The organism is Nocardia concava NBRC 100430 (assembly GCF_000308815.1).
GTDB classification, from domain to species: Bacteria; Actinomycetota; Actinomycetes; order Mycobacteriales; family Mycobacteriaceae; genus Nocardia; species Nocardia concava.
Window position 1 is genome coordinate 1 of the sequence record NZ_BAFX01000201.1, and the last position, 12,631, is coordinate 12,631.

Sequence of the window (12,631 nt, forward strand, 5' to 3'; positions counted from 1 at the left end):
AGGTCGAGTTCACCAACTTCACCGATTACAACCAGCCCAATCCCGCACTCTCCCAGGGCCGCGTCGATATCAACAAGTTCCAGCACATCCGGTACCTGGCCAACTACAACGCCCGCAACAACGACACGCTGGTGCCGATCGGGGCCACGGAGATCTACCCGCTGGGCCTGTACTCCAAGAAGCACAAGACCGTCGGCGAGATTCCGCAGGGCGGCGAGATCACGCTGAGCAACAATCCCGCGAATCAGGTGCGGCCGCTGCTGAACCTCGCCGCCGCCGGGCTCATCGTGCTGCGCAACGGCGGCTCCTGGGATTCGAAGCTCGAGGATGTCGACAAGTCCGCCTCCAAGGTCCGGCTCACCACCATCGACCCCACCCTCACCGCCGCCTCCCTGGACAGCGTGGACGCCGCCTACGTCGACGACACCTGGGCCCGGCAGGCCGGTCTCACCAACGACCAGATCATCTACACCGACGACCCCAACCGCCCGGACCTGAAGCAGTACATCAATATCTTCGCCGCCCGCGCCGCGGACAAGGACAACCCGAAGTACCTGCGCCTCACCGAGATCTACCACGATCCGGAGGTCGAGGCCGCGATCAAGGCCGAGGCGGGCTTCCAGGGCATCTTCAAGACCAACACCGCCGCCGACCTCCAGGCCACCGCCACCGACCTGGAGACCAAGTTCCGCAAGTGACACCGGCGGCAGGGTGATCCAGGGAATCCCACTGAGCGGACACCGAATTTCTTTCACCACGACTGATTTCGTTGCGTAACGCGGATTTTGCAATGGAATCGCTTGTCCCGTAACAAGGCGCTGAGAACCTCGTCCAGACCGCAGCACCGCTGCGATCTTGGTTCTCCCCGCTTGGTGAAGGTGCGCTCCGCATGAACTCCTCCGATTCCCTGCCGCCCCCGATTCGCTCCGCGCTCGCCCGGCCCACCCGGCGCGGCCTGCTGCAGGCCGGTGCGCTCCTCGCACTGGGCGGCGCGGTCGCGGCCTGCGGCACCAAGGGTTCCGCCGCCAAGAACGGCGAGCTGGCCTGCGCGGTACCCGCCGACGCCTCGGCGAGCGAGAAGTCCATCAACTTCTCGAACTGGCCCGGCTACCTCGACGAAGATCCCGGCAATGCCGAAATCCACCCGACCATGGCGGCATTCACCGACAAGTCGGGCATCAAGGTCTCCTATGTCGCCGATATCAATGACAACAACGAGTTCTGGGGCAAGGTCGGCGCGGAACTGACCGCCTGCAAGTCCATCGACCGCGACCTCATCGTGCTGTCGGATTCGACCGCGGTGAAGGTCGTGCGGCAGGGCTACACCCAGAAGCTCGATGTGTCCAAGATGCCGAACTTCGTGCGCAACCTGCATCCCATGCTGCGCGGCGCCTCCATCGATCCGGCCAACGACCACCTGGTGCCCTGGCAGTCCGGACTGGTCGGCATCGGCGTGAACACCAATGTGACGGGCGAGGTCCACAGCATCGACGAACTGCTCACCCGCCCCGATCTCAAGGGCAAGGTGACCTGCCTGACCGAGATGCCCGACACCATGGGCCTGATGCTGCACTCCATCGGCAAGAGCGCCGCGCAGTTCACCGACGCCGACTACGACAACGCGCTCGCGAAACTCCAGAAGGCCGTGCAGTCCGGCCACGTTCGCAAGTTCACCGGCAACGAGTACGTGCAGGATCTGGCCAAGGGCGATATCGCGGCCTGTATGGCGTGGTCGGGGGACGTCATCCAGCTCACCGCCAACGATCCGAAGATCAAGTTCATCATGCCCGACGAGGGCCCGGTGCTGTACTCCGACAATGCCATGATCCCGGTGACCTCGAAGCACGCCGCGAATGCCATGGCGCTGCTGGACTTCTACTACGACCCGGCCATCGCCGCCAAGCTCGCCGCCTTCGTGAACTACGTCTGCCCGGTGGCCGGCGCGCAGGAGGAGATGGCGAAGTTCAACCCGACCCTCGCGCAGAATCCGCTGATCTTCCCCGATGCCGCGACCCAGAAGAAGCTGCAGATCTTCATGTCGCTGGACGAGGCCAAGGAGAAGGACTACCAGGCCAAGTTCCAGACCGTCACGGGTGCGTGATGAGCGCCCAGGACCTGCGCCTGGACGGCGTGACAAAGACTTTCGGCGATTTCACCGCGGTGCGGGAGCTGAACCTCACCATCCCCGACGGCTCCTTCTTCGCGGTGCTGGGCGCCTCGGGCTGCGGCAAGACCACCACGCTGCGCATGATCGCCGGGCTGGACGAGCCGACCGGCGGCCGGATCACCCTGGGCGAGCAGGACATCACGCACCTGCGCCCGTACCGGCGGCCGATCAATACGGTGTTCCAGAGCTACGCGCTGTTCCCGCACCTGACCGTCGCCGAGAACGTCGGATACGGCCTGCGCCGCAAGGGAATCGACAAGCGCGCCGCCCGGCAGCAGAGCGATCAGATGCTGAAACTGGTGCAGTTGGAGGGCTTCGGCGCGCGCAAGCCCGCCCAGCTCTCCGGCGGCCAGCAACAGCGCGTGGCACTGGCCCGCGCTCTGGTCAACCACCCCGAGGTGTTGCTGCTCGACGAGCCGCTGGGCGCACTGGATCTGAAGCTGCGCCGCCAGATGCAGCTGGAGCTCAAGCGGCTGCAGACCGAGGTCGGCATCACCTTCGTGCACATCACCCATGACCAGGAGGAGGCCATGAGCATGGCCGACACCGTGGCGGTGATGAACGGCGGGCGGCTCGAGCAATCCGGTGCGCCACAACAGATCTACGATTTCCCGGCCACCGCGTTCGTGGCGAACTTCCTCGGCCAGTCCAATCTGCTCGAGGCGACCGCGACCGGCGGCGAGGACACCGTCGGGCTGGACGTGCACGGGCATCGGCTCTCGATCCCCGCGTCGCGGTGCCGGGTCACCTCGGGCGAGGCGCTGCTCGGGATTCGTCCCGAAAAGCTGGGCCTGGCAGCGGATTCCGCGGACGTGCCCGCCGGACGGGAGCAGATTCCGGGCGTGGTCACCGACACCATCTTCCTGGGCGTCTCCACGCAATACCTAGTGAAATCCAGGTGGGGCCAGGAAATGTGCGCGCACGTCCCCAATACGGGCGCGGGGACGGTGCTGGCGCCGGGGACACAGGTCAGCGTGCACTGGAGTCCCGAGCACGCCTTCCTGCTGGGGCGGTCCGAATGACGGCCGTCCTATCCGCCCCGCCGGCCGCCGAGGCCGCCGAACCCCGTGAAAAACGCGGCCTCACACCGTATTTCCTGTTGGCGCCCGGCATGCTGTTCCTGCTGGCCTTCTTCGCGGTGCCGGTGGTGCAGTTGCTGGCCGCCAGCATGTACGACCGCGCGGGATCGCTCGAATCCGGTTATGCCCAGACGTTTTCCCTGGACAACTTCGGCTACGCCTGGCATCTCTACCATCCGCAGATCCTGCGCTCGATCGTCTATTCGCTGCTGTGCACCGGGATCTGCGTGCTGCTCGGCTATCCGCTGGCGTATGCGATCGCGCTCAAGAGCGGCCGGTGGAAGAACCTCATGCTGATCGCCGTCGTCGCACCGTTCTTCACCAGCTTCCTGGTGCGCACCTTCGCGTGGAAGGCGATCCTCGCCGACAGCGGTGAATTCGTCGGATTCCTGCGCGCCATCCATCTACTCGGCCCGGACGGGCGGCTGCTGGCCACCCCGTTCGCGGTCATCGCCGGACTCGTCTACAACTTCCTGCCGTTCATGGTGCTGCCGTTGTACGCCAGCCTGGACAAGCTCGATCCGCGACTGCTGGAGGCCTCCGCGGATCTGGCGCACGGACCGGTCCGCACCTTCCGGCGGGTGACGCTGCCCTTGACGCTGCCGGGTCTGGTGGCGGGCACGCTGCTCACCTTCGTCCCGGCGACCGGCGACTACGTGAACTCGCAACTGCTCGGCAACACCAATACGACCATGATCGGCAATGTGATCCAGTCCCGGCTGCTGGTGGTCAAGGACCTGCCGGTGGGCTCGGCGCTCTCGGTCATGCTCATGGTCGCGATTCTGGTGCTGGTGCTGCTGTATCTGCGCAAGACCGACAGCGACGAGGTGGTGTGAGATGCTCCGTCGCCTGCGCGCGAACTGGGTGCTGCTACTGGGCCTGCTGATCCTGATCTACCTGCTCACCCCCATCGCCGTCGTGCTGCTGCTGTCGTTCAATCAGCCCGGCAGCCGCAACACCACCTATGTCCTGGACTTCGACGACTTCCACTTCACCTGGCACAACTGGACCGACATGTTCGGCCCGGCCGGGCTGCGCGACGCGCTGATCATGAGCCTGATCATCGGCGCCCTGGCGGCGGTGATCGCCACCGTGCTCGGCACCGCGATCGCGTTCGCGCTGGCCCGGTATCGCTTCCGCGGCCGATCCGTGGTGCAGGCGTTCATCTTCCTGCCCATGGCCACCCCCGAGATCGTGATGGGCTCCTCGCTGCTGACGCTGTTCGTGAGTTTCGGTATCCCCCTGGGCTTCTGGGCTGTCCTCATCGCGCACATCATGTTCTGCCTGTCGTTCGTGGTGGTGACCGTGAAGGCCCGGGTGGCCGGGCTGGACCCGCGGCTGCAAGAGGCCGCCATGGACCTGTACGCGACGCCGGTGCAGGCGTTCCGTTCGGTGGTGCTGCCGCTGGTGTGGCCCGGCATCATCGCCGGTGCGCTGCTTGCCTTCTCGCTGTCCTTCGACGATTTCGTCGTCACCAATTTCACCGCCGGTACGGCGGAGACCTTCCCCATGTACGTGTGGGGCATCAACCTGCGCGGCATTCCGCCGCAGGTGAACGCCGTCGCCAGCGCGACCTTCCTGATCTCGCTGGTGTTCGTCGTCGCCGGGCAGGTTTTCACCCGGTCGGGCGGCCGGACCGCTCGCCAAGAGAAATAGGAGTTGATCGGCCATGCAGGCCAAAGGAAGCAAACTGTGGGCGTCGGCACTCGCTGAGGCAGCGCCGACGCCGTTCTGGACCGACCGGAAGGAGCGTCCCGCTCCGACCGACCCATTGACCACCGCCACCACCGCGGATCTGGCCGTCATCGGCGGCGGCTACAGCGGGCTCTGGACGGCCCTGCTGGCCAAGGAAAGAGATCCGGGCACCGATGTGGTGCTCGTCGAATCGGCCATGTGCGGGCACGCCGCCTCCGGACGCAACGGCGGGTTCTGCGCGGCCAGCCTCACCCACGGGCTCGCCAACGGGATGGAGCGATTCCCCGACGAGATCGACGATCTCGAGCGCCTGGGCCGCGCCAATCTCGATGCCATCGAGGCGGCCATCGGCCGATACGGCATCGACTGCGATTTCGAGCGCACCGGCGAAATGGAGGTGGCCACCGCGCCGCACGAGCTGGAGTGGCTGCGCGAAAGCCATGACGCCGCAACGGCTCTCGGCCATCGCAGCGAGCTGCTGGACGCGCCCACCGTGCAGAACATGGTGCACTCGCCCACGTATCTGGGCGGCTGGTGGGATCGCGACGGTGTCGCCATGCTCGATCCGGCGCGACTGGCCTGGGGACTGCGGCGCGCCTGCCTCGAACTGGGTGTGCGGATCTTCGAAGGCACTCCGGTGCAGCGGATTTCGAAATCACGCGGTGGCGCGCTGACCCTGCACACGCCGCACGGCGAGGTTCGTGCGCCCCGGGTCGCGTTGTGCACCAGCGCCTTCGCCGGGCCGCTGCCCAAGGTGTCGCGGCATGTGGTGCCGGTCTACGACTACGCGCTCATGACCGAACCGCTCACCGCCGAACAGCTCGAGTCGATCGGGTGGGCGCGGCATCGCATGGGTCTGGGCGACGCCTCCTACCGGTTCCACTATTACCGCCTGACCAGCGACAACCGCATTCTGTTCGGCGGCTGGGACGCCATCTACCACTACGGTGGCCGGGTCTCGCCGAGTCTGGAGTACAACGAGGCCACCTTCGAGACCCTGGCCGCGCACTTCTTCCAGACCTTCCCTCAGCTCGACGGTCTGCGCTTCACCCATCGCTGGGGCGGCATCATCGATACCTGCGGGCGGTTCTGCGCGTTCTTCGGCTCGGCGTACAAGGGCAGGCTGGTCTACGGGGCCGGATACACCGGATTGGGTGTCGGCGCAACGCGATTCGGCGCTGAGGTGATGCTCGATCAGCTCTACGGGCTGGACACCGAGCTGACCCGGCTGCGAATGGTGCGTTCCCGGCCGCTGCCGCTGCCGCCGGAGCCGCTGCGGTCGGCGGGCATCAATCTCACCCGCTGGTCGCTCGCGCGCGCCGATTCACGTCAGGGTCGCCGCAATCTGTGGTTGAAGACCCTCGACTACACGGGTCTGGGCTTCGACAGCTGATTTCGCCCCTCGGCGGCCCGGCTTCCGCGCCGGGCCGCCGGGATGACCGGAGTACCAACGACATTCGAGGAGTCCCTCATGACCGCCACCGCCGAGCCCTTGTCTTTCACGGGCGGCAACACCGCGTCGCGCGTGCTGCGCGACAACCTCTGGATGCACTTCACCACCCACAACGGGCGCGATGAAGGCGACGCGCCACTCATCGTGCGGGGGGAGGGCGCATATCTCTTCGATGGCTCCGGCAAGCGCTACCTGGACGGGCTGGCGGGCCTGTTCGCGGTCCAGGTAGGGCACGGGCGCACCGAACTCGCCGAGGCCGCGGCCCGGCAGATGCGGGAATTGCCGTACTTCCCGCTGTGGGGGTACGCGCATCCGCCGGCCGTGGAACTGGCGGAGCGGCTGGCGGATTCGGCGCCCGGCGATCTCAACCGCGTGTTCTTCACCGTCAGCGGCGGCGAATCCGTGGAAACCGCGTGGAAACTCGCGCGCCAATATTTCAAGTTGGCCGGGCAGCCGACCAAGCACAAGGTGATCAGCCGCTCGATGGCCTATCACGGCACCTCGCTGGGGGCGCTGTCGATCACCGGAATCCCCGGGGCCAAGGCGCCTTTCGAGCCGCTGGTGCCCAGCACACAGCGCGTCCCGAACACCAATTTCTATCGCGCGACCGAGCATGCCGACGACTACGAGGCGTACGGGCTGTGGGCGGCGGACCGCATCGAGGAGGCCATCCTCTTCGAGGGACCGGAGACCGTGGCCGCGGTCTTCCTCGAACCCGTGCAGAACACCGGCGGCTGCTTCGTGCCGCCGCCCGGGTACTTCCAGCGGGTGCGTGAGATCTGCGATCGCCACGACGTGCTGCTGGTCTCCGACGAGGTGATCTGTGCCTTCGGGCGGCTCGGAACCGCCTTCGGCGCAGAGCGTTTCGGGTATCAGCCGGACATGATCACCACCGCCAAGGGACTCACCTCCGGCTACGCCCCGCTGGGCGCGGTGCTCATCAGCGACCGCCTGGCGGAGCCGTTCCACCGGAGCGGAACCCCGTTCATGCACGGTTCCACCTACGGCGGTCACCCGGTCTCCTGCGCGGTGGCGCTGGCCAACCTCGACATCCTCGAGCGCGAGGGACTCTACGAGCACGTTCGCACCAATGAAGCGGGCTTCCGGAGCACCCTCGAGCGGCTCACCGATCTCCCGATCGTGGGCGAGGTCCGGGGGGCCGGATACTTCTGGGCCGTCGAACTGGTGAAGGACAAGGCCACCAGGGAACGGTTCACCGCCGAGGATTCGGTCCGCATCCTGCGCGAATTCCTCTCCAAGGAGCTCTTCGCCAACGGCCTCTACTGCCGCGCCGACGACCGCGCCGAACCGGTGATCCAGCTGGCTCCACCGCTGATCTGCGACCAGGCGCAGTTCACGGAGATCGAGCAGATCCTGCGCGAATCGCTCACGGCCGCTTGGAAGTTGGTCTAAGCACTTCGACGGAATCCAACCCGTCATCCCGGCGTGCCAACCCGTCATCCCGGCGTGCATTTGGCCGGGATCTCGCTGCACGGGGTGGATTCCGGCCAAAGGCACGCCGGAATGACGAGGTGAGCTTTCAACCAGGCGCTTAGCCGACGCCGCCGGGGCGATGGCTGCGGGCGATTCGGGCGCGGGCACCGGCGATGATGGTGATGATCATGACGGTCATGACTTGCAGGGCCGTCCAGTTGATCGGTGCCGGAGCAGGAGTCGGTGCGACGTAGGCGACCGGCGGGGGCGGTGGCGGCGGTGGTGGCGGCGGAACCGGCTGCGGCGCAGGCGGAACCACCTCTGGCGCCGGTACCACCGCCACGGGCGCCGCCACCGGCGCGGCGGCTGGTGGGTGCGGAATCTCCAGCGGTACAGCGGGTTCCGGTGGCATCGGGATCGGCAGCAGGAGCAGGCAGGTGAGCAACGCGCTGCCGGTCACGGCACTGCCGACCACCACGCTGCCCGCACCGACGGAACCGGGGCCGACCAAACCGCTGGAGCCGGGGATGAATCCTGGTCCGAGCAGGCCGGATCCGGTGCCGCTGCCGGTCAGCAGTCCCAGACCCAGTACTGCGCTGCCGACGACCGCGCTGCCCGCGCAGGCGGTGAGGACGCTGCCGGAATCCAATCCGGCCAGTCCGCCGAGCGTGTTCGGTGCGGCGACCGGCTGCGGCGGAGCGGCATCCACCGGCCTCGACCGTTCCATCAGCGGATTCACGTGCGGCAGCGCCAGACTCGCGACATTCGCGGCGACTCCGCTGCCGGTCTCGGCGCTACCCGACACGCTGCTGCCGGTGCTCAGCCCGCCGCCCGCGGCCGGTGTCGGGTTGAGGCCCAGGGCACTGCCGGAGGTTACGCCGCCGGTGCCCGGCCCGGACTGGCTGCCGCTGTAACTGCTGCCCGTGCCGAGCCCGAGCGCGCTCCCGGTCGGGGCGTCGATCTGGCCGAGGGTGCCGGTCGATCCGTCGGATCCCGCACTGCCGCTGAGGATTTCCCCGATCGGCGGCACCGCGGGCGCGTCCGGATCGGCCGCGGCCGGGCCGGGCCGCACGGCTAGCAGCGCCGCGGCCAGCGGTACCGCCGTCGCCACCGCGAATCCCCGTGCCGCCCTGCTGGTTCGGTTCACGCTGCCTCCCTGTCCCGAATCTGTGAGCACCGAAAGCCCTCCGCCGGCACCGGTGTCAGCGCGGGTTGGCGCTGGCCGCCGGGGCCGAGGAGGTGAGGTGCTCGAATCGGGACAGCGCCAGTTCGTAGGCGTCCTTGGAGACGTGGTTACTGCCGGAGAACGGCTGATCCAACTGGTGGACGGCCACCATCACCGCGCCGATCACCAGTCCGAACAGGCCGGTCATGATGACGCTGCGCTTGGACACCACCACGCCGGAGAGCACGGTGCCGAACAGCAGCATGCCGGTCGCGAACCACAGTGCCACATAGAGGAATCCGGGCAGTCGATAGGCCGCGTCCAGGCCCCGGTCGTAGCGCGCTTCCACGATGGCGTCGACGCCGTCCTGCGCCTTGTCCTGTGTAGCCTTGGCGTTCTCGTCACCGGCCGGGGCGGCGGCCACCGCCTCCCGCAGATCGTCGAGGGTGGCCTGCGCGGCCGGGCTGAGCCGCCGCTGCTTGTCCATCACCCGCCACTCGTCGCCGATGACCTGCTTCGTGTAGTCCTTCACCAGTCCCTGGATCTGCTTGCGGTCCTGCTCTGGCATGTCATTGGCGGTCTCGTACACGCTCACCAACGCCTTGCCCTCCGACACCGTGTGTGCGTGCGAGGTGTCGTACTGCTGCCACAGGATCACCACCACGAAGGCCACGATGGCGGCGAAGAACATGTTCACCAGGTCCATCATCATGTGCCCGGCCCCCGCGTCATCGCCGTGCTGCCACGACTTGGGCCGCACCCGGTCCCCCACCACGAATATCAGCACCGCCACCACCGCGAACAGCACCAGCACACCGAGCTGCAAAACAACTCCGAGCATTTGCGCGACTCCATTTCCGGACCAGGGCAGCGGTTGCGATCACGTTGTATTCGCCACCACTGGTCGGTCGGATTGCACCGGCAAATTATCTGCTACACCGCAGCGCACCAACGGAAATACTTCGAGCGCCCGACCCCTACCGAGCGAAGGACAACACCGCGGCGGCCACGCTCACGCTCAATTCCAGTGCGGCCCCGAGCACATCACCATTGAGCCCCCCGAACCGCCGCACACAATGCCGCACCACCAACGCCGCCACCCCCAACGCCAGCACCACCGCCACCGGCCCCTGCCACCGATTGCCAACCGCGAAAACCGCAGCCGCCGTAGCGATCCCACCCCACACTAGCCCCACCGCAGGCCCCTGTGTCCCCGCCACCAGTGCCCCGAACCCGGCCCCGGGCGCGGCCTCGATACCCCTCCGGCAAGCCATCACCACGGCGACCCGCCCCACGGCCACCGCCAACCCGATGGCCAGCCACCGCCCCGCGCCAGCCAACGCCGCGAACGAAACCGCCTGCACCCCAATCCCGAACACCAGCGCCGCCACCCCGAACGGCCCCGCCCCACCACTCTTCATGATCTCCCGGGCTCGCTCCGGCGGCCCATAACTCCCGAGCCCATCCATCGTGTCCGCGAGCCCATCGATATGCATCCCCCGCGTGAGCAACGCCAGCCCACCCACCGTGACGAGCCCGGCCAGCAACCACGAGGCCCCTACTTCCCCGAGCCCCCACATCAGCCCGGCGGCCGCACCGCCGAGCAGAATCCCAACCAACGGCGCGAACGCGATAGCCTGCCCGGCGGCGGCCCGATCCACCTCATTCGGACCCCGCACCGGCAACACGGTCAGCCACGAAATCGCCAGCCGTATCCCGTTCACGCCGCGACTCGGCTAGGCGCCGGTTGATTCGGCGGGGGCGTCCGCGGTGCTGACGCCCGCTTCGGCGAAGGTGGCCATCTCGGCGAGGGTGGCGACGGCCGCGCGCAGGAGCGGGAGGGCGGCGACCGCGCCGGAGCCCTCACCCAGGCGCATGCCCATGTCGACGAGCGGCTCGAGGTCGAGGCGCTGCAGGGCGATGGTGTGGGAGGGCTCGCTGGAGCGGTGACCCGAGACCCACCAGGCGCGGGCGCCGGGGGCAAGCTGGTCGGCGACCAGGGCCGCGGCGGTTACCACGACGCCGTCGAGGATGACCGGGGTGCGGCGGGCGGCGGCGCGGGCCAGGAAGCCAGCCATGGCGGCGAAGTCCGCGCCGGAAGCGGTGCGCAGCAACGCAACCGGATCCTTGACGACCGGGCGCGCCCGCCACATGGCGTCGCGGATGGCGGCGGTCTTGCGGATCCAGCCCGCATCGTCGACACCGGTGCCACGCCCGACGGCGATCACCGGTTCGGTGTCGGTGATCGACGCGATCAGCACGGTCGCGGGCGTGGTGTTGCCGATGCCCATGTCGCCGGCGATGAGAAGGTCAGCGCCGGAATCGATTTCCTCGTCGGCGATGGCCGCCCCGGCCGCCAGCGCCGCCTGCACCTCAGCCTCGCTCATGGCGTCCTCGCGGTCGATCGACCCGCTGGACCGCCGCACCTTGTGCCGCGAAATCTCCGGCGCGGTATCCCCTTCCACCGCAATGTCTTCCACCCGCACACTGGCATCGGCCAACCGCGCCAGCACATTCACCGCAGCCCCGCCATTGAGGAAATTGGCAACCATCTGCCCGGTCACCTCACTCGGATACGCCGACACCCCATGCCGAGCCACCCCGTGATCCCCCGCGAACACCACAACCCGAGCCCGCTCGAACTGCTTGGGCGGGCAAACCCCCTGACAAGCCGCCACCCAATTGGCCAACTTCTCCAACCGCCCCAAAGCCCCACCAGGCTTGGTCAACTGCAACTGCCGCTCCTCAGCAGCCGCCCGTACCCCCGCATCCGGCCCCGGCACCGGCCCGAACGAGATCCGCACCGGCTTGGTAAGCCGCGGTGCTTCGGTCGCGGCCGCGTCGGCTTCGAGCGCGGCGGCGGTCACCGCCCCGGCCGCGGTCATGCTCAAACCGGCGGCGGCGTCCACCACGGCGGCAGCGGCCGGAACCGGCTGCGGCGCAGACTCATCCACGGCGGGGGTGGCCGGAGCGACCGAAGTCTCCACCGCGGCCGCGGAACTCGTGGCCGCGTCGGTGAGGGCCGCGGCCGAGGCGGCCGCGCGGTCAGGCTTGATCTGGAGGGCATGCCCGGCGACGACCAGGAACACCTCGTCGCAGATGTCGGCCAGGCGCTGGTTCAGGGTGCCGATCTCGTCCCGGAAGAGGCGGCCGGAGGCGGTGGCGGGAATGACGCCCAGCCCCACCTCGGGGCTGACGATGATCAGCCGCTCGCGATAGTGGTCGACAGCCGTGACCAGGGTGTCCATCTCCGGGCTCAAAGTCCCGCGCGGCGAGTCCCACGCGCCGCGAGCATCGAGCCGCGCAGTCAGCCAAGTGCCGAGGTCATCGACTAGCGTGACGGGCGCCGCCTCGCGCAGCGCCGCAACCAGGTCCCCCTCCACGATCGTCCAGCTACCGGGCCGCCGAGCCCGGTGCGCCGCAATACGTTCGGCAAAGTCGGCATCGGCGGGATCGGCCACCGCGGTGGCCACGTACCGCACCGCCTCCGACCCGGCCAGCTGTTCCGCGAACGCCGACTTCCCGGACCGGGCGCCACCGAGCACCAGGGTCCGCAACGGCCGATCGGTTGTCTGAGCACTGTGCGACACGTCAGCACGGTATCAATTGCCCCGCCACTCCGGCGGAGTCGGCACGGC

Annotated in this window: 11 protein-coding genes; 7 read left to right on the forward strand and 4 right to left on the reverse strand. The window is 68.1% G+C overall.

Features of this window, described 5'->3' with window-relative positions; translation table 11 throughout:
• The 7 genes from ON43_RS39490 to ON43_RS39520 form a co-directional block, all read left to right on the forward strand.
• Window positions 1–698: MetQ/NlpA family ABC transporter substrate-binding protein (locus ON43_RS39490; RefSeq protein ID WP_040815935.1), on the forward strand; the 698-nt coding region annotated here is incomplete at its 5' end.
• A gap of 191 nt (window positions 699–889) precedes the next feature.
• The gene (locus tag ON43_RS39495) at window positions 890–2,101 is read left to right on the forward strand and encodes an ABC transporter substrate-binding protein (protein WP_218003504.1); all 1,212 of its coding nucleotides are present in this window, start codon (window positions 890–892) and stop codon (window positions 2,099–2,101) included.
• Window positions 2,101–3,189, forward strand: a complete 1,089-nt coding sequence (locus ON43_RS39500) for an ABC transporter ATP-binding protein (protein ID WP_051180045.1) — start codon at window positions 2,101–2,103, stop codon at window positions 3,187–3,189. Before ON43_RS39495 ends, ON43_RS39500 begins: the two co-directional genes overlap by 1 nt.
• The gene (locus ON43_RS39505; RefSeq protein WP_040815936.1) at window positions 3,186–4,082 is read left to right on the forward strand and encodes an ABC transporter permease; all 897 of its coding nucleotides are present in this window, start codon (window positions 3,186–3,188) and stop codon (window positions 4,080–4,082) included. The genes ON43_RS39500 and ON43_RS39505 overlap by 4 nt, the downstream gene beginning before the upstream one ends.
• A 1-nt stretch (window position 4,083) precedes the next feature.
• Window positions 4,084–4,902, forward strand: coding sequence for an ABC transporter permease (locus ON43_RS39510; RefSeq protein ID WP_040815937.1), 819 nt, complete (start codon window positions 4,084–4,086; stop codon window positions 4,900–4,902).
• A gap of 13 nt (window positions 4,903–4,915) precedes the next feature.
• Window positions 4,916–6,334, forward strand: coding sequence for an NAD(P)/FAD-dependent oxidoreductase (locus tag ON43_RS39515; RefSeq protein ID WP_040815938.1), 1,419 nt, complete (start codon window positions 4,916–4,918; stop codon window positions 6,332–6,334).
• A 78-nt stretch (window positions 6,335–6,412) separates the two neighbouring features.
• Window positions 6,413–7,807 carry an aspartate aminotransferase family protein gene (locus tag ON43_RS39520; RefSeq protein ID WP_040815940.1) on the forward strand — a complete coding sequence of 465 codons (1,395 nt, stop codon included), beginning with the start codon at window positions 6,413–6,415 and terminating at the stop codon, window positions 7,805–7,807.
• Window positions 7,808–7,946: 139 nt separating this feature from the next.
• Here ON43_RS39520 and ON43_RS39525 read toward each other — a convergent pair whose 3' ends face one another.
• The 4 genes from ON43_RS39525 to cobT form a co-directional block, all read right to left on the reverse strand.
• Entirely contained in the window at window positions 7,947–8,975 is a 1,029-nt protein-coding gene (locus tag ON43_RS39525; RefSeq protein ID WP_040815941.1) for a hypothetical protein, read from the reverse strand.
• 55 nt (window positions 8,976–9,030) lie between these two features.
• Window positions 9,031–9,834, reverse strand: coding sequence for a bestrophin-like domain (locus ON43_RS39530; protein ID WP_051180046.1), 804 nt, complete (start codon window positions 9,832–9,834; stop codon window positions 9,031–9,033).
• A gap of 136 nt (window positions 9,835–9,970) precedes the next feature.
• The gene (locus ON43_RS39535) at window positions 9,971–10,717 is read right to left on the reverse strand and encodes an adenosylcobinamide-GDP ribazoletransferase (RefSeq protein WP_040815942.1); all 747 of its coding nucleotides are present in this window, start codon (window positions 10,715–10,717) and stop codon (window positions 9,971–9,973) included.
• Between the two features lie 12 nt (window positions 10,718–10,729).
• On the reverse strand, window positions 10,730–12,583 hold the full coding sequence (cobT, locus tag ON43_RS39540; protein WP_245569023.1) for a nicotinate-nucleotide--dimethylbenzimidazole phosphoribosyltransferase: 1,854 nt from the start codon (window positions 12,581–12,583) through the stop codon (window positions 10,730–10,732).
• Window positions 12,584–12,631: the final 48 nt, after the last annotated feature.